This is a genomic window from Roseococcus sp. GW821-FHT12F05 (assembly GCF_058806835.1).
On the sequence record NZ_JBXAQB010000001.1, the window covers coordinates 848778 to 864709 of the forward strand.

Consider the following 15932-nt stretch of genomic DNA (forward strand, 5'->3'; position numbering starts at 1 on the left):
GGCGAGGCCGCCCGCCGACAACTCCGTCAGACGGCGGGGCGGGGCGCCCAGCCCATCGCCTTGGTCCGCAGCTCCTGGAATTTTCCCGAGGCCGAGGCCAGCCGCGCGTCCCAGCCGGGGTCCGGCGTCTGGTTCGCGGTGACGCGGAAGTAGGCCTGCATCATGCAGGCGATGGCGAAGGGCTCGATCAGCGCCGCCTTCACCGCCCAGGCGAAGAGCAGCGCGAAGACGATGCCGCCGGCCGACCAGCCGCCGGGCATGGCATAGGCGATCGCGGCGGCCGGGGCGAGCATGACCAGGAAGATCAGGAAGCTCAGCCCGTAGATGATGAAGGTCAGGAAGGCCGCGTTGCGCAGCATCGCCGCGCCGTTCTGCGCGTAGAGCACCAGGCCCTGGCGGCCGCCCTCCCAGCTGTTCGCCGGGTTGGTGCGGAAGATGTGCGCCAGGATCACCTCGTCCATGAAGCCGACCGAGACACGCAGCACCGCCCGGATCAGGCCGAGGATGGTCTGCAGCCCCGGGATGGGCAGGAAGACCGCGATCCCCTGCAGCAGCCCCATCGTCACCCGCAGCACGCCCTTGATGAGCAGGTCCACGGCGAAGAGCAGATTGGCGTCGGCGAAGCGGCGGCGCACCACGGTGCTGGCATGGTCGATCTGGGCGCGGCCCATGGGGATGGGGCGGCCCTCCATCAGCTCGACCAGCACGGCGATGTGGCCGGCCTTCACGACGTAGAGGATGTATTCGCGGATCAGGAAGAGCACGGCGGCCGTCAGCCCGAAGCCGGCGAAGGCACCGATTCCGGTGGCCGTGGCGCGGAACTCCATGTCGCCTGCTGCGCCGATCAGCCAGCCGAGCCCTGCGCCCAGGCCCGTCGCCAGGATATAGGCCGCGACGATGCCGGCGTAGACCATCATGCGGAAGACGAGGAAGGGCGCGGTCCGGGCCATGAGGCCGAGCGCCCCGCTCACGGAAAAGTCCCACATCACACGCCGTTCCCCCGAACCTAGGGCGATACATTCCTTATAATCCGTGTCGCCACGATCCCGGAACTGTCGCGTGTGTCGCGTGGCGGGACGCCTTGCCGGGCCGGCGACGCGGGAGGAACATCCCCGCCATATCAGGAGGCGCAGGTGGCTGATCTCAAACTCTTCTCGACCCTCGGCGTGGTGGGCGTGCTGGACGAGCTGCTGCCCCGTCTCGGCCTGAAGGCGGATCCCGTCTACGAGCCGACGAAGCGGCTGGTGGACCGCATCCAGGCCGGCGAGCGGGCGGACCTGGCCATCCTGACCTCGGACGCGATCGACGAGCTCATGGCCTCCGGCGTGCTGGCCGCCGGCAGCCGGGTGGATCTGGCGCGCTCTTATGTCGGCATGGCCGTGGCGCCGGGCGCGGCGCGACCGGACATCTCCACCGTCGAGGCCTTCCGGCGGACGCTCGTGGCGGCCAGGACCATCGGCTACTCGCGCGCCGGGGCCAGCGGCATCTTCTTCGCCGGCCTGCTGGAGCGGATGGGGCTCGCCGCCGAGGTGAACGCCAAGGCCACCATCATCCCGAGCGGCTTCACGGGCCAGCTGCTGCTGGACGGCAAGGTGGAGCTGGCGGTGCAGCAGGTGAGCGAGTTGATGGCCGTGCCGGGCATCGACCTCCTCGGAAAGATTCCGGCGGAGATTCAGCCGGATACGATCTTCTCCGCGGCGCTCTTCACGGGAACGGCCAGGGCGCAGGAAGCGCGGGACTTCGTGGCCGCGGTCTCCGGACCTTCGGTCGCGGAGCTCTACACCGAAAAGGGCCTGGAGCCCGTTTGAACTTTCCTACACAGGACAATGCGAGGAATTCCCGCAACAGTTCCGGACAATTCGCCGGGCGATGCAACCCGGCGTGTTTCAACGGAATGACGCGCCGCTAGGATACCCCCGATCGCTCCGAACCGCGCGATCGGGGACGCCAGACAATGGAACACCGCCGCGGCCGGCCCGCGGCATTCCGACCTGTCGAGGCGTCATGATCCGGAACTCCCTTCGCGTCCTGCCCGTCCTGTTTCTCCTGCTGCTCTCGGCGGCGGGCCCCGCCAGCCATTCGCGCCTGCTGGGCGTCACGGCCGAGGGCGGCAACCTCCGCGCCGAGCTCTCCGACGGCCGTGTCCTGCGTGGCGCCGAGCTGGTCGGCTCCGTCCTGCCCTTCCAGGGCGCCGAGATCCGGGTCGACGCCGCCCTGCGGGACGAGGGCCTGCCCGAGGCGAAGCCCGGCGTGTCCTTCGACGACGTCTGGCTCTTCCGCCTCTCGGTCCGCGGCCCAGATGGGCAATGGAGCGAATCCTGCGACGCCGGCGCGCAAGGGGCCACGTATGGCATGGTCTACCCCGGCCCGAACGGCGCGGTGCGGCTGACCTGCTCGGCCGGCGCGATCGGGACCTGCATCCGCTACGGCTACCGGCCCTGGGCGCAGACGGCCGGCGGCGTGGCGCTCGCGCCCTACCACCGCGCCTGCGTGAACGTGATGCGCTCGACGGAGGCCGAGGCCCGCGTCGAGGTCTATGACCGCATCGGCATCCAGCACCGCGCGGCGGCCCCGGGCGTGGCCTTCGAGGCGGGGTGGACGACGGAAGGCGCGGTGTGCCTGGCGCATCCGCGGGAGACGAGCGATCCGCAGGCGGAGGTGGCGCTGGCCATCATGGCGATCGCCGGGCGCGCGGATTGCACGGAAGAGCACGCGGCCGAGCTGGGCGCGCTGGTCTTCAACCGCGCGGTGACGAGGTAGCGGGCGTCACCGCCGGGTGAGCAGGTCCAGTTCGCCGGGAAGGGCGCTGCCGGTCCAGAGGGCCCGGAGGAAATCCTTCGCGGGCTGGACGCCCAGCACGGGGCCGACGAGTTCCAGAAACTTCTCGTCGAGGTCGGTGTCGGTGAGCGGCGCGTCGGGGTCGCCCTTGCGCGTGGGCTGGTAGCGGAAGAGCTCGCGGCCGTCGTTCAGCGTGATGGAGACCTTGGCGCTGCGGGCGCCGGGGAAGGCGGCCTCGCAATCCTCGTCCAGGCTCACGCTGATGCGCGGCATGACGGCGCGGATCTTCGGGTCGGTCAGCCGCTCCGGCGCGAAGGCGTCGAGGCGGACGCCGCCATATTCCATCAGCGAGGCGATGGTGAACTGCGTGGAGAAGCGCGCCTCCTGCTCGGTCGTGATGGAAGGGCGGTCGCAGACGTTCTTCGTCGCCGCATAGCCTCCGACATGCAGCGAGGCCACGTCCTCGGCGGCGAAGGCGTATTCGCGCTGCAGGTCGCGCGTGGCGTCGAGCGCGGCGAAGATGTGGCCGCAGCAGCCGTGGTTCTTCACGGTCATCTGCGTGATGGTGAGCGGCTTGCCGATGGCGGCGATGGCCTTCTCCCACTTGCCGGTGTCCTCGCTGGTCGCGGCGGCGAAGCCGGCCGGGCCGTGCAGCACGTCGAGCGCGCCGGTCATGCCCTCCTTCGCCGACATGGCCGCGAGCGCGCCGGCCTCGGCGGCGTGGCCCGGATGCAGGGGCTTGCTCATGCCGTCGCCCCGGAAGGCCTGCTGGAGGCCGCCGGCCATGGTGGCCGAGGTCGCGATGGCATGGGCGGTCTGCATCGCGTCGCAATCGTAGATGACAGCGACGGCGGCAGCTGCGCCGAAGGTACCGACCGTGCCGGTCGTGTGCCAGAAGTCGTAATGCGAGGGCTGCACCGCCTGCGCGATGCGGCACGACACCTCGTAGCCTGCGACCATCGAGCGCAGCAGCGCCTGCATGTCGAGCTGCTTCGCCTGCGCGGCGGCCAGCCCCGCCGCGATGGTCGGGCAGCCGGGGTGATAGACGCCCCAGCGCCAGATGTCGTCGAACTCGACCGTGTGGCTCGCCGTGCCGTTGATCAGCGCCGCGTGCCGCAGCGCCGTGCGCGCGCCGTCCACATAGGAGACGGCGTGGCCGATACCGCGCGCATCGACCAGCGCCTTCGCCATCAGCGTCGCCGGCGGCAGGTGGCAGCCGGGCAGCAGCGAGGCGAACCAGTCGATCAGCGCCCGGCGTGCGTGATGCTCCACCTCCTCCGTGAGCGGGGCGTGGCGCCAGGAGGCGGCGTGCTCCGCCAGGACGAGGAGAGGGTTCATCGGTTGCTCCGGATCACTTCCTTGTTGATCACCATGTCCATGTCGATGTCACCGCGGAAATGCCGGATGATGGAATCGACGCAGGACAGGCCCATGCGGCGCATCCCCTGCTCCGTCGCGGCGGCCGAGTGCGGCGTCATGATCACGTTGGGCGCTGACAGCAGCGGGTTGTCCTTCTTCACGGGCTCGTCCCAGAAGACGTCCACCCCGGCGGCGGCGACATGGCCGCTCTTCAGCGCGCCGGCCAGCGCCTCCTCCTGCACCAGCGTGCCGCGGGCGGTGTTGATGAAGCGCGCGCCGGGCTTCATGGCGGCGAGGAATTCCGCATTCACCATGCCGCGGTTCTCGGCGTTGGAGGGGCAGTGCACCGTCACCCAGTCGGCCTGGGCGAGGCCTTCCTGCAAGGTCTTGGCGTAGCGGAAGCCGGCGCCCTTCACCGTGTTCATCGGCACGTTCGGATCGCAGACCAGCACGTCCATGCCGAAGGCCGCGCAGAGCCGGGAGACGCGCCCGCCGATGCGGCCGAAGCCCACCACCAGCACCGTCATCCCTGAGAGATCCCAGGTCACCGGCGCCTCGGTCGCGCTCCATTTGAGGGCGCGGGTGTTGGCGTCGTAGGTCTTGGTGCCGCGGGCGATGTTGAGCATGAGCATCAGCGCGTGCTCGGCGACGCTGAGGGCATTGGCATCGGCCGTGACGGTGAGCGGAATGCCGCGCTTCGTCAGCTCCGGGACGTTCACCGCGTCGTAGCCGACGCCGTGCCGCGCGACGATCTGCAGCTTCGGCGAATAGGAGATGAAGTCGGCGTCGATCGGCGTGCCGCGGACGATGATGGCCTCGCCCTTCTCCATGGCGCGCGCCATGTTTTCGCGCGTGGTGTCGTGGACGGTCTCGACGGTGAAGCCGGGCTCGGCTTCGAGGGCGGCGGTGGCATCGGGGTGAAGCGAGCGCAGCAGGACGACGTGAGGCATTGTTGTTCCTTTGAAGTTGAGGGGCTTTGCCCCTCAAACACCCCAGCAAGAACCTCAGGTTCTTGCATCTCCGATCAGTTTTAGGGTCCAGGGGCAGAGCCCCTGGCAACTACGCCAGATGCGCCGCCGGCCCCATCAGATGCTCCCGCATCCTGGCCTGCAGGATCGCCCCCTCGCGCGGCGGCAGCACCAGCGGCAGCGACGCCGGATCGATCTTCGCCACCGCGAAGAACGGCCCCTTCTTCGCGTGGATCGCCGCCTTCAGCGCCGGCACCTGCCCGGGCTCGGTGACGAGCATCGTGGTCTTGATCCCCGCGCCCTCCGCCATCTTCACGAGGTCCGTGCCGTGGCGCGTCGCCGTCTCCTGCATGCCGGTCTCGCCGTAGTGCTCGTTGTCCTGCACCACGATCGAGAGGTTCTTCGGCGCCTGGTGCGCGATGGTGGCGAGGCTGCCGATGCCCATCAGCATCTCGCCGTCGCCGGTCAGCACCAGCACGTCCTTGTCCGGCTGCGCGAGCGCGAGGCCGAGGCCCATCATCGCCGCCCCGCCCATGCCGCCCCAGAGCGGCAGGTTCTGGGGGCTGTCGCCGACGGCCGTGATGTCCCAGGCGGGCGCGCCGAGGCCGGCGATCACCAGCAGGTCGCCGCGATCCTCGACGAGGGCGCGCGTCAGGTCGCGCCGGTCCAGCTTGCCGGAGGCTCCGAGCTTCACCATGGCGGTCAGTCCTTCCCGAAGGTCTTGGCGCCGAGCACCCGCTGGCCGATCAGCGTCGCGGTGGGGCGGAAGGTGTTGTAGGCGAGCTTGAGCGTGGCCTCGACGGTCTCGGCCACGTCCGACGCATGGTCGGCGCGGTGGACGAGGGTGCCCATGGCCTCCAGCACCGTCTGCGTCGCCTGGCCCATGGCGATCTGCGCCGGGTTGAACTCGCCGAAATCGCCGCGCATCGTAATGATCATCGGCATCGGCGTGCGATGGATGCTCGAGAGCGAGAGCATGTTGATGCAGTTGCCCACGCCGGAGGACTGCATGAGCAGCACCGAGCGGTCGCCGCCCAGCCAGGCGCCCTGCATGAGGGCGACGCCCTCCTCCTCGGTGGTCAGCGTCACGACGCGGAGCGTGTTGTCGGCGAGGCAGCGCTTGATGAGGCGCGAATGGCCGGCATCCGGCACCAGGGCCACCTGGCGGACGTTATACTGCTTGAGCAGGTCGTAGATGCGATCCGGCCAGTCGGCCGCCGCACTCGGCGCGCTCTCGATCACGTTGCGATCCATGGATATCCCTCCGTTGCCAAGGAGTTTCCGCCCGGGGGGCCGATCTGACAAGCCGGCCAGCCCAAGACTTGATTGCGATTTCCGGCGCCGCGGACGATCCTGCGGGCCTCCGGAGGGATCGGGAACGGATGGCGTTTCGGCATGTGATCGGCGGCACCTCCTACGTGTTCGAGGATCTGCGCACGCTGCTGGCGCGCGCGACGCCCTTCCGGTCGGGCGACGCGCTGGCGGGCGTGGCGGCGACATCAGCGGCCGAGCGCGTGGCCGCCCAGAAGGCGCTGGCCGACCTGCCGCTGAAGCATTTTCTCGATGAAGCGGTGATTCCCTACGAGGAGGACGACGTCACCCGGCTGATCGTGGACAGCCACGACCGCGCGGCTTTCGCTGATGTCTCGCACCTCACCGTGGGTGGCTTCCGCGACTGGTTGCTGGCCGCCGCGCCGGAAGAGATCGCGCCGCTGAAGCGCGGCCTGACGCCGGAGATGGTCGCGGCGGCGTCGAAGATCATGCGCATCTCCGACCTCATCGCGGTGGGCCAAAAATGCCGGGTGGTGACGCGCTTCCGCAACACGATCGGGCTGCCGGGCACGCTCTCGATCCGCCTCCAGCCCAACCACCCCACGGACGATGCGCGCGGCGTCGCGGCCTCGGTGCTGGACGGGCTGCTGCTCGGCGCCGGCGACGCGGTGATCGGCATAAATCCGGCGACGGACAATATCGAGGCCGTGCTGCGCCTGCTCGACATGCTCGACAACGTCCGCACCCGCTTCGACATCCCGACGCAGAGCTGCGTCCTCTGCCATGTCACCACGGCGATGCTGGCCATGGAGCGGGGGGCTCCGGTGGACCTGGTCTTCCAGTCCATCGGCGGCACGCAGGGCGTGAACGAAAGTTTTGGGGTCACGCTGAGCTTGCTGCGCGAGGCGGAAGAGGCGGCGCTGGTGCTCGACCGCGGCACGGTGGGCAACGACGTGATGTATTTCGAGACCGGCCAGGGCAGCGCGCTGTCGGCCGAGGCGCATAGCGGCGTGGACCAGCAGACCATCGAGGCCCGGGCCTATGGCGTGGCGCGGGCTTACTCGCCCTTGCTGGTGAATTCCGTGGTGGGCTTCATCGGGCCGGAATACCTCTTCGACGGCAAGCAGATCATCCGCGCCGGCCTCGAGGATCATTTCTGCGGCAAGCTGCTCGGCATCCCGATGGGCGTGGACATCTGCTACACGAACCACGCCGAGGCGGACCAGGACGACATGGACACGCTGCTGACCTGCCTCGCGGTCGCCGGCGTCACCTACATCATGGGCGTGCCGGGCGCCGATGACGTGATGCTGGCCTACCAGTCCACCTCCTTCCACGATGGGCTCTATGCACGCGCGGCGCTGGGCAAGACGCCGGCGCCGGAATTCGCCGAATGGCTGGAGCGGATGGGGATCGGCGAGAGCGAGGCGATTCCGGCGGCCATGTCGCCCGCGCTGATCGGGCTGGAATGAGCGCACCCACACTCTGGCGCGACCTGCGCCGCTTCACCGAGGCCCGCGTCGGCATCGGTCGCGCCGGCAATGCCGTGCCGACGGCCGCGCATCTCGACTTCCAGGAGGCGCATGCGGCCGCGCGCGACGCCGTCTGGTCCGCGCTCGACGTGGAAGCGTTGCGCGCGGAGCTCGGCCCCGTCCCCGTGCTGCATAGCGAGGTCGAGGACCGCCGGTCCTACCTGCTGCGCCCCGACCTCGGCCGCCGCCTGCGCGCCGCCGACCGCGAGAGCCTGCCGCGCACGGGAGGCACGGTGATCGTCATCGCCGACGGGCTCTGCGCCAGCGGCGTGCAGCGCCAGGCCGTGCCGCTCATCCGCGCGCTGGGCGCCGAATGGCCGGTCGCGCCGGAGGCGCGCTGGCAGATCGTCATCGTCGAGCAGGCGCGCGTCGCCATCGGCGACGACGTCGGCGAGGCGATGGGCGCCGAGGCCGTGGTCGTCCTCATCGGCGAGCGGCCGGGCCTCTCGGCGCAGGACAGCCTCGGCGTCTACCTCACCTGGCAGCCTCGCCGCGGCCGCACCGACGCCGAGCGCAACTGCATCAGCAACATCCGCCCGGGCGGCTTGAGTCCTGGCGAGGCCGCGAAGAAAATCCACTGGCTGCTGCGCGGCGCGAAGGCGCTCGGTGCCACCGGCGTCGCGCTCAAGGACGACATGACGGACGGGCTGGCGCTTCCCTGACGCTTTGCCTAGCGTGGCCGGACAAAGAGGAGACTCAAGAAAATGCGCTGGATCCTGACGCTGGCCGCCCTTCTGCTGGCCCTGCCCGCCACCGCCCAGGAGGCCTATCCGAACCGTGCCGTCCAGCTCATCATCCCCTTCCCGCCCGGCGGCAACACGGACCTCATGGCCCGCGCGCTGCAGGCCGAGCTCTCCAAGGCGCTGGGCCAGCCGGTGGTCGGCGTGAACCGCGGCGGCGCGGCGGGCGCCATCGGCAATGCCGAGCTCTTCCGGTCGCGCGGCGACGGCTACACCATCGGCATCTCGCCGAACAACGCCATCACCACGCAGCCCTACCTGCAGAACGTGAACTACACGGCCGAGGGCTTTCGCTACCTCTGCCTGGTCTACGACAACCCGCAGGTCATGATCCTCGGCCGCAACGCGCCCTTCTCCGACTTCGCCGGCATGATCGCGCATGCGCGCAGCGGGCGTGAGGCGCTGGTCTACGGCGCGCCGGGCGTGGGCAGCACGCAGCACATCCTCACCGTGCAGCTGCTGCGCGCGGCAGGCGTCGACGGGCTCTACGTGCCCTTCACCGGCGCTGGACCGCTCTCGCAGGCCGCGCTCGCCGGCCATGTGATGATGTTCGTCGAGGCCGCCTCGATCCCCGCCTCGACGGGCCTCGGCGTGCTGGCCGTCCTCGGCTCGCAGCGGATGGCGGCGCTGCCGAACGTGCCGAGCACCGCCGAGCTCGGCTATCCCATGGCCGGCACCACCTATGGCGGCCTCCTCGCCCCGGCCGACCTGCCGGACGCCATCGCCGCGACCATCGAGCGCGCCTGCCAGACGGCGGTGACGAGCGACGGCTTCAAGACCATCGCCGAGCGGCTGAACGCCGTGCCCAGCTTCCAGCCCGGCGCCACCTTCCGCGAGCGCTTCGTGGCCGAGAGCGTGGCCAATCGCGCGCTGCTGCAGGAGCTCGGAATCAGCCGGCAATAGCCTCGGCGATCCATCTTAGCGCTGGCCACGGCGCGGCGTTCTGCGCCAAAAGCCGCGCGTGCCGCGCATCACCATCGATCCCGCCGACCTGGAGGAGGATTTTCTTCGCTCCTCCGGCCCCGGTGGCCAGAACGTCAACAAGCTGGAGACCGCCGTCCAGCTTCGCTTCCACGCCTATCGCGCGGGGCTGAGCGAGCGCGTCTATGCGCGGCTGAAGACCCTCGCCGGCCGCCGCATGACGAAGGACGGCGTGGTCGTCCTCACCGCCCAGCAGCACCGCACGCGCGAGCGCAACCGCGAGGACGCGATGGAGCGGCTCCAGGAGCTGGTTGACGAGGCCGCGAAACCGCCGCCGCCGGTCCGGCGCAAGACCAAGCCCACCAAGGGCTCGCAGACACGGCGAATGGACAGCAAGACGAAGCACGGGCTCACCAAGAAGCTGCGCTCCGGCCCGATCAACGATTGATTTTCATACAACTTGGGGTTGCGTGCGATTCGCGTCCTTCCTAGCCTCTCCATCGCGTATATGGAGTGGGCGAATGGGCGTGGGCTTCGGTGGGAACGCTGTGTTCAACCGGGCATCGCCGTCGAGCTACGAGACCTGCGTCGCGCGCATCGCCACCGACTACCTCTCCGACATCCGGCGCCCGCCGGCACGGGTCCTGGACATCGGCGGGACGGATCGCGGCTTCCGCAGCCGCGGCGGGCTGCCGCCCGGCACGCAGGTCGTCATCGCCAATCCCGAGCGCGGCGTGGGCGCGGAGTACGACTACGTCTCCAGCATCGGCCCGAACGTGGAGGGCTTCGACCTCGCCATGCTCTTCGGCGTGATGATGTACATCGAGCGCGCGCCGCTGGTCGGCCTGATGCGCGACGTGCGTCAGCGGCTGCGCGGTGCCGGCACGCTGCTGATCGCCGAGCCGGATCCGGAGGGCGCGGTCGGCAAGGCCGAGGTGGCGGCGAAGACCATCTACGCCGCGGTGCGCAGCCTCTGGGACCCGACGAAGTTCCACTTCCACACGAAAGGCGAGGCGGCGGAGATGCTGCGGGAGGCCGGCTTCGTGCGGATCACGGAGCGGCCGGACCTCACGCCCAACGCGATGAAGGTCACCTGGCCGCCGCCGCAGCCCAGGTATTTCGTGGTCGCCGCGGCCATCTGAGCGCGCTTGCCCGAGGGAGCCGCGCAGCGCAGTCTGCGCCGCAACGATACGTCCCAGGAGGAAATCCCATGCGCAAGCTGTTGCTGGCGGTCGTCTTCGGCACCGCCGTCGTGATGCCCGCTTTGGCCCAGGAACCGCGCTTCCCGCTCATCCCGCCCGATCAGCGCACGCCGGCGCAACAGGCGCTCGCCGCGGCCATCCAGGGCGGGCCGCGCGCTGCCGTGCCGGGCCGCGACAACTCCATCGGCGGGCCCTTCAACGTCTGGCTGCGCAGCCCAGGCGTGGGCGACCGGCTGCAGCAGCTGGGGTCGGAGCTGCGCTTCCGGACCTCCCTCCCGCAGGCGCTCAACGAGTTCGCGATCCTCATCGTGGCCCGCGAGTGGTCGTCGCAATACGAATGGTTCGCACATCACCGGCTGGCGCTCGCGGCCGGGCTTCCGGCTTCTGTCGCCGAGGATCTCGCCCAGGGCCGCCGGCCCGAGGGCATGAGCGACGACCAGCGCATCATCTATGACTTCTGCATCGAGCTGCACCGCACCCGCTTCGTCTCGGACACCCACTTCGACGCGGTGAAGGCGCGCTTCGGCGAGCAGGGCGTCGTCGACCTGATCGCCGTCAGCGGCTACTACGTCGCCGTCTCGATGACGCTGAACGCCGGTCGCGTCGGCCTGCCCGCAGGGGTCGCACCGCCGCTGCCGGAGCTCCGGCGGTAGCCCCTAAAGAAGCTGGCCGCCGTCCACCACCACCGTGTGGCCGGTGACCCAGCTCGCCAGCGGCGAGGCCAGGAACAGCACCACGTTGGCCACCTCCTCCGGCGTGCCCATGCGGCCGAAGGGGATCGAGGCCAGGGTGCGGTTGTAGAGGTCCGGCGCCTCGGTCCGCCGCTTCTCCCAACTGCCGCCGGGGAACTCGATGGAGCCGGGCGCCACGGCGTTCACGCGAATGCCGTCGCCCGCGAAGAGCGCGGCCTGGCTCATCGTGTAGTTGACGAGCAGCGCCTTCACCGCGTTGTAGACGGGGCTGCGCGTCGAGGCGCGAAAGCCCGAGATCGACGACACGTTGACGATGTTGCCCTTGCTGGCCTTCAGCGCGTCCAGCCCCGCGCGGCTGGCGCGGAAGGTGGCGAGCACATCCACGTTCAGCGCGGAGTTCCAGCCTTCCTCGGTGTCGACCATGCCGAAGCCGCTGGCGTTGTTGACGAGGATGTCGAGCCCGCCCAGCGCGCCGATCGCCTCGGCGACATAGCCGTTCACCGAATCCTTGTCGGCGAGGTCGCAGCTCGCGGCATGGGCCTTGGCGCCCATCTCGGCCTTGGTGGCCGCCAGCGCCTCGGCGCCGCGGGCGCAGATCGAGACGGAAGCGCCGGCCTTGGCGAAGCCGATCGCCACGCTGCGGCCGATGCCCTTGCTGCCGCCGCAGACGATGACGCGCTTGCCGGTGAAGTCGAAGCTCATGCCAATTTCTCCGTTTGCGGCCTGCGCCTTCGCAGCCGCGTGATTCCATAGGCGAGGCCGAGGCCGACGGCGAGGATCGCGATGCCCACCAGCGGCCGGTAGAAGAGCCAGGCGACGGCGATGATGACCGGCGCGACCAGCACCGTCAGCACCGCGGCGAGCGCGCCCGTCCCGAAGCCGACGACGGCGCCGAGCGGCGGGATCACGTCGGCCAGCACCTTCAGCGGATTGAAGAGCAGCGCCCAGCCGATGAACATCAGCACCACGCCCACGAGGCGCAGGATCCAGGTCAGCACCTTGTTGTCGTCCTGCGCCTGCTGGAACATCGCCGCGGCGGGAACCGCGCCGGCGCGGATGAGCAGCAGCCGGTCACCGGCATTGGTGGCGTAGGGGCCGAAGCCGTCGCCGACCTGCGCGCCGATCACCGAGACGGAGTCCGGCTGGGCGTAGCGCCAGCTCACGCGCAGGTCGCCGAGGCGCGGATTGTTCGGGTCGCTGCCGATGTAGCGCGTGCCGTCGCCGGAGCCGGGCAGCGTGAGGGTCTGGTCCGTCGGCAGTCCGCCGAGCTGCTGGTCGGAGAGCCGGAAGCCCCCCAGTGTCACCCCCTGGGCCAGAAAGCTGCGCGAGGCGTAGCGGAGCGGCGGGTTCTGGTGGCCGTCGGGCTGGTGGAAGCGGCTGGAATCCACGCGCCCCTCGTGCCAGCCGCGGCGATAGGTGCTGGTCGTGACCGTCTCGGTCCCGCCGCCGAGGCGCGTGCGCGTCTCGCTGCGGTTCTCCTCCAGCCACTGGAACATCTCGACGTTGCGGACCAGCCGCAGCGTGCCGTTGGGCGGCTTGGCGTCGAGCTCCGCGTCCAGCGGCACCTGGGTGACGCGGACCGGGCCGGAGACATGGACCAGCCGGCCTTCATTCGCGGCATCCGGCCGGTCCGCGGAGACGTCGCGCACCACGCCGGCGCCCTCGGTGAGCGAGCGCGCGGTCTGCACGGCCCGGCCCTCGTTCCAGAACAGGAGAAAGCCGGAGCCGGGAATCAGGACCAGCCCGATCAGCAGCCCGACCAGCGCGGAGCCGATGCGGGAGAACCAGGATTGAGAGCTGGTGGAGGTGAAGGTGTCGGTTCCACCGGAATCGCCGGCCGGGTCGCCGCCGGGATTGGTCCACGGGCTGCCGGGACCACTGCCGTCGCTGTCGGACACGCTTGCCTCCCCTCCGTTCCCGCCATGGAAGTCGGCGCGGTGCGGATTGTCCAGAGCTTGACGGGCGGTGACGGCCGGGCCATCGCCCCGGGCATGGCCGCGCCTCCCCTTTTGCTGCTCGACGGCATCCGCTTCACCCTTGGCAACACGCCGCTCCTTCAGGGGGCCGGTATCTCCGTCTCGCCCGGCGAAAGGCTGGCGCTGGTGGGGCGCAATGGCAGCGGCAAGTCGACCCTGCTGCGCATCGCCGCCGGCGAGCTGGAGCCGGAGGGCGGCACGCGCTTCCTCCAGCCCGGCGCCACGCTGCGCTACCTGCCGCAGGAGCCGGACCTCTCCGGCCACAAGACGGTCGAGGATTATGTGATGGCGGGCCTCGGCCCCTCCGACGATCCCCACCGGGCGCGCGCCCTGTTCGAAGGCCTGGGCCTGACCGGCGAGGAGGATCCGTCCCGACTCTCGGGCGGCGAGGCGCGGCGGGCGGCGCTGGCCCGCGCCCTGGCGCCGCAGCCCGACATCCTGCTGCTGGACGAGCCGACCAACCATCTCGACCTCCCGGCCATCGAATGGCTGGAGGGCGAGCTGGCCTCGCTGCGCGGGGCGCTGGTGCTCATCAGCCATGACCGGCGTTTCCTGTCGCGCCTCTCGCGGGCGACGCTCTGGCTGGATCGGGGGATCACGCGGCGGCTGGACCGCGGTTTTTCCGAGTTCGAGGCCTGGCGGGAGGAGCAGCTCGAGCAGGAGGAGCAGGCGGCCCACAAGCTCGGCCGGCAGATCGTCCGCGAGGAGCACTGGCTGCGGCACGGCGTCTCCGGCCGGCGGAAGCGCAACATGCGCCGCGTGGGCGAGCTCCAGGCGCTGCGGGCGGCGCGGCGCGAGAGGATCAAGCCGACCGGCACGGTGAACATGCAGGCGGCGGAGGCATCCTCCTCGGGCCAGCTGGTCATCACGGCCGAGGGCGTGGAGAAGGCCTGGGGCGAGACGCCCATCCTGCGCAACTTCTCCACGCGCATCATCAAGGGCGACCGGATCGGCATCGTCGGCGCCAATGGCGCGGGCAAGACGACGCTGCTCAACATCCTCATCGGCAAGCTGGCGCCGGATGCGGGGACGGTGAAGCTGGGCACCAACATCGCCATGGCGGCGCTGGACCAGCTGCGGGCCACGCTCGACCCGAACCGCACGCTGGCCGACACGCTGACGGACGGGAATGGCGACCAGGTCTGGGTGGCGGGCAAGCCGCGCCACGTCATCGGCTACATGCAGGACTTTTTGTTTGTTCCGGAGCAGGCGCGGACGCCGGTCGGAAAGCTTTCGGGCGGCGAGCGGGGGCGGCTGCTGCTGGCCAGGGCGCTGGCGGCGCCCTCGAACCTTCTGGTGTTGGACGAGCCGACCAACGACCTCGACCTGGAGACGCTCGACCTGCTGGAGGAGATGCTGGCCGATTACGCGGGCACGGTGCTGCTGGTCAGCCACGATCGCGACTTTCTGGACCGGGTCTGCACCGGGATCATCATGTCGGAGGGGAATGGGCGCTGGCAGGATTATGCCGGCGGCTACTCCGACATGCTGGCCCAGCGCGGGGAGGGCGTGCAGGCGCGGGCTGTGGCGAAGCCGGCCGCTCCGGCGCGCGAGGCCGCGGCGCCGCGGGCGCAGCCTTCGGCGGCGAAGCGGCTGAGCTTCAAAGATCAGCATGCGCTGACGACCCTGCCGGCGACGATGGAGAAGCTACAGAAGGAGATCGGCGTGCTGCAGAACTGGCTGGCCGATCCGGGGTTGTATTCGCGCGACCCGAAGGGGTTCCAGCAGCGCACGGCCGCCCTGGCCGAGCGCCAGGCGGCGCTGGAGGCGGCCGAGGAGGAGTGGCTGCGACTGGAAATGCTGCGCGAGGAGATCGAGGGCTGAGACGCCGAAAGGCCTCTATCGCGATTTACATGTAACGTGCTTTCCTTCTGCCCATGCCGAAAGCCGTCGTCTTCGATCTCCTCACCGCCCTCCTCGATTCCTGGACCGTCTGGAACAAGGCCGCTGATGGCGAGGAGCCCGGCCGCCGCTGGCGCGCCCGCTACCTGGAGCTGACCTATGGCTGCGGCGCCTACCGCTCTTACGAGGAGCTGGTCGCCGAGGCCGCCGAGCAGGCCGGCCTCCCGCCCGAGGCGCCGGGCCGTCTGCACGCGGCCTGGGCCACGCTGGAGCCCTGGCCGGAGGTTCCCGCCGTGCTCGCCGGCCTGCGCGCGAAGGGCCTGAAGCTGGGTGTCGCGACCAACTGCTCCATCCCGCTGGGCCGCCAGGCGGCCGGCCGCTGCGGCGTGCCCTTCGACGCGGTGGTGACGAGCGAGGAGGCCGGTTTCTACAAGCCGCGGCCCGAGCCCTACCGCAGCGTCCTGGCCGCGCTGGGCGTGATGCCGGAGGAGGCGCTCTTCGTGGCTGGCTCGGCGGCCGATGTGCCGGGGGCTTCCGGCGTCGGGATGCGCGTCGTCTGGCACAACCGCGTAGGCCTGCCGCCCAAGCCCGGCGCCACGCCCCTGCGCGAGGCCCGCAGGCTCGACGCCGCGCTGGATGGTTTCGTCTGA

General features: G+C 70.3%; 17 protein-coding genes. 10 read left to right on the plus strand and 7 right to left on the minus strand.

Translation table 11 applies throughout. The features are described 5' to 3' along the window. Window positions 1-26: 26 nt before the first annotated feature. Window positions 27-986, minus strand: coding sequence for a hypothetical protein (locus tag AC1ROY_RS04300; protein WP_493147341.1), 960 nt, complete (start codon window positions 984-986; stop codon window positions 27-29). 147 nt (window positions 987-1133) lie between these two features. Here AC1ROY_RS04300 and AC1ROY_RS04305 point away from each other — a divergent pair, with 147 nt between their 5' ends. Beyond that, window positions 1134-1808 (plus strand): substrate-binding domain-containing protein, encoded by a 675-nt coding sequence (locus tag AC1ROY_RS04305; protein WP_493147342.1) that lies wholly within the window; start codon window positions 1134-1136, stop codon window positions 1806-1808. A 196-nt stretch (window positions 1809-2004) separates the two neighbouring features. Continuing rightward, on the plus strand, window positions 2005-2760 hold the full coding sequence (locus tag AC1ROY_RS04310) for an ADYC domain-containing protein (RefSeq protein ID WP_493147343.1): 756 nt from the start codon (window positions 2005-2007) through the stop codon (window positions 2758-2760). Window positions 2761-2766: 6 nt separating this feature from the next. Here AC1ROY_RS04310 and AC1ROY_RS04315 read toward each other — a convergent pair whose 3' ends face one another. From AC1ROY_RS04315 to AC1ROY_RS04330, 4 genes are all read right to left on the minus strand, one after another. Beyond that, window positions 2767-4116, minus strand: coding sequence for an MmgE/PrpD family protein (locus AC1ROY_RS04315; protein ID WP_493147344.1), 1350 nt, complete (start codon window positions 4114-4116; stop codon window positions 2767-2769). Beyond that, window positions 4113-5087: an NAD(P)-dependent oxidoreductase gene (locus AC1ROY_RS04320; protein WP_493147345.1), complete on the minus strand. Its 975-nt coding sequence runs from the start codon at window positions 5085-5087 to the stop codon at window positions 4113-4115. Before AC1ROY_RS04320 ends, AC1ROY_RS04315 begins: the two co-directional genes overlap by 4 nt. A 109-nt stretch (window positions 5088-5196) precedes the next feature. After that, window positions 5197-5802, minus strand: a complete 606-nt coding sequence (locus AC1ROY_RS04325; RefSeq protein WP_493147346.1) for a thiamine pyrophosphate-dependent enzyme — start codon at window positions 5800-5802, stop codon at window positions 5197-5199. Between the two features lie 5 nt (window positions 5803-5807). Beyond that, complete coding sequence (locus AC1ROY_RS04330) at window positions 5808-6359, minus strand: phosphonopyruvate decarboxylase (RefSeq protein WP_493147347.1); 552 nt, start codon at window positions 6357-6359, stop codon at window positions 5808-5810. A gap of 128 nt (window positions 6360-6487) precedes the next feature. Here AC1ROY_RS04330 and AC1ROY_RS04335 point away from each other — a divergent pair, with 128 nt between their 5' ends. The 6 genes from AC1ROY_RS04335 to AC1ROY_RS04360 all read left to right on the plus strand — a co-directional run bounded on the left by AC1ROY_RS04335 (window position 6488) and on the right by AC1ROY_RS04360 (window position 11425). Further along, complete coding sequence (locus tag AC1ROY_RS04335) at window positions 6488-7849, plus strand: ethanolamine ammonia-lyase subunit EutB (RefSeq protein ID WP_493147348.1); 1362 nt, start codon at window positions 6488-6490, stop codon at window positions 7847-7849. Next, window positions 7846-8571 carry an ethanolamine ammonia-lyase subunit EutC gene (gene eutC, locus AC1ROY_RS04340; protein ID WP_493147349.1) on the plus strand — a complete coding sequence of 242 codons (726 nt, stop codon included), beginning with the start codon at window positions 7846-7848 and terminating at the stop codon, window positions 8569-8571. The genes AC1ROY_RS04335 and eutC overlap by 4 nt, the downstream gene beginning before the upstream one ends. Window positions 8572-8613: 42 nt before the next feature. Continuing rightward, the gene (locus AC1ROY_RS04345; protein WP_493147350.1) at window positions 8614-9552 is read left to right on the plus strand and encodes a tripartite tricarboxylate transporter substrate binding protein; all 939 of its coding nucleotides are present in this window, start codon (window positions 8614-8616) and stop codon (window positions 9550-9552) included. Between the two features lie 58 nt (window positions 9553-9610). Beyond that, window positions 9611-10018 carry an alternative ribosome rescue aminoacyl-tRNA hydrolase ArfB gene (gene arfB / locus AC1ROY_RS04350; protein ID WP_493147351.1) on the plus strand — a complete coding sequence of 136 codons (408 nt, stop codon included), beginning with the start codon at window positions 9611-9613 and terminating at the stop codon, window positions 10016-10018. 73 nt (window positions 10019-10091) lie between these two features. After that, entirely contained in the window at window positions 10092-10712 is a 621-nt protein-coding gene (locus AC1ROY_RS04355) for a class I SAM-dependent methyltransferase (protein WP_493147352.1), read from the plus strand. A 68-nt stretch (window positions 10713-10780) separates the two neighbouring features. Continuing rightward, window positions 10781-11425 carry a carboxymuconolactone decarboxylase family protein gene (locus AC1ROY_RS04360; protein ID WP_493147353.1) on the plus strand — a complete coding sequence of 215 codons (645 nt, stop codon included), beginning with the start codon at window positions 10781-10783 and terminating at the stop codon, window positions 11423-11425. Between the two features lie 3 nt (window positions 11426-11428). Here AC1ROY_RS04360 and AC1ROY_RS04365 read toward each other — a convergent pair whose 3' ends face one another. Next, on the minus strand, window positions 11429-12166 hold the full coding sequence (locus AC1ROY_RS04365; protein WP_493147354.1) for an SDR family NAD(P)-dependent oxidoreductase: 738 nt from the start codon (window positions 12164-12166) through the stop codon (window positions 11429-11431). Next, window positions 12163-13362 (minus strand): TMEM43 family protein, encoded by a 1200-nt coding sequence (locus AC1ROY_RS04370; protein WP_493147355.1) that lies wholly within the window; start codon window positions 13360-13362, stop codon window positions 12163-12165. The genes AC1ROY_RS04365 and AC1ROY_RS04370 overlap by 4 nt, the downstream gene beginning before the upstream one ends. Before the next feature lie 93 nt (window positions 13363-13455). On the opposite strand from AC1ROY_RS04370, the gene AC1ROY_RS04375 reads away from it, so the two are divergent. After that, window positions 13456-15264, plus strand: coding sequence for an ABC-F family ATP-binding cassette domain-containing protein (locus tag AC1ROY_RS04375; RefSeq protein WP_493147446.1), 1809 nt, complete (start codon window positions 13456-13458; stop codon window positions 15262-15264). A gap of 53 nt (window positions 15265-15317) precedes the next feature. After that, window positions 15318-15932 carry an HAD family hydrolase gene (locus AC1ROY_RS04380; RefSeq protein WP_493147356.1) on the plus strand — a complete coding sequence of 205 codons (615 nt, stop codon included), beginning with the start codon at window positions 15318-15320 and terminating at the stop codon, window positions 15930-15932.

What these genes read in the sequence shown, in the direction of transcription:
- AC1ROY_RS04365 (WP_493147354.1), bottom strand. Translation starts at nt 12,166, where the DNA reads ATGAGCTTCGACTTCACCGGCAAGCGCGTCATCGTCTGCGGCGGCAGC.
- AC1ROY_RS04355 (WP_493147352.1), top strand. Translation starts at nt 10,092, where the DNA reads ATGGGCGTGGGCTTCGGTGGGAACGCTGTGTTCAACCGGGCATCGCCG.
- AC1ROY_RS04380 (WP_493147356.1), top strand. Translation starts at nt 15,318, where the DNA reads ATGCCGAAAGCCGTCGTCTTCGATCTCCTCACCGCCCTCCTCGATTCC.
- AC1ROY_RS04375 (WP_493147446.1), top strand. Translation starts at nt 13,456, where the DNA reads ATGGCCGCGCCTCCCCTTTTGCTGCTCGACGGCATCCGCTTCACCCTT.
- AC1ROY_RS04315 (WP_493147344.1), bottom strand. Translation starts at nt 4,116, where the DNA reads ATGAACCCTCTCCTCGTCCTGGCGGAGCACGCCGCCTCCTGGCGCCAC.
- eutC (WP_493147349.1), top strand. Translation starts at nt 7,846, where the DNA reads ATGAGCGCACCCACACTCTGGCGCGACCTGCGCCGCTTCACCGAGGCC.
- AC1ROY_RS04325 (WP_493147346.1), bottom strand. Translation starts at nt 5,802, where the DNA reads ATGGTGAAGCTCGGAGCCTCCGGCAAGCTGGACCGGCGCGACCTGACG.
- AC1ROY_RS04310 (WP_493147343.1), top strand. Translation starts at nt 2,005, where the DNA reads ATGATCCGGAACTCCCTTCGCGTCCTGCCCGTCCTGTTTCTCCTGCTG.
- AC1ROY_RS04320 (WP_493147345.1), bottom strand. Translation starts at nt 5,087, where the DNA reads ATGCCTCACGTCGTCCTGCTGCGCTCGCTTCACCCCGATGCCACCGCC.
- AC1ROY_RS04300 (WP_493147341.1), bottom strand. Translation starts at nt 986, where the DNA reads ATGTGGGACTTTTCCGTGAGCGGGGCGCTCGGCCTCATGGCCCGGACC.
- AC1ROY_RS04330 (WP_493147347.1), bottom strand. Translation starts at nt 6,359, where the DNA reads ATGGATCGCAACGTGATCGAGAGCGCGCCGAGTGCGGCGGCCGACTGG.
- AC1ROY_RS04360 (WP_493147353.1), top strand. Translation starts at nt 10,781, where the DNA reads ATGCGCAAGCTGTTGCTGGCGGTCGTCTTCGGCACCGCCGTCGTGATG.
- AC1ROY_RS04335 (WP_493147348.1), top strand. Translation starts at nt 6,488, where the DNA reads ATGGCGTTTCGGCATGTGATCGGCGGCACCTCCTACGTGTTCGAGGAT.
- AC1ROY_RS04345 (WP_493147350.1), top strand. Translation starts at nt 8,614, where the DNA reads ATGCGCTGGATCCTGACGCTGGCCGCCCTTCTGCTGGCCCTGCCCGCC.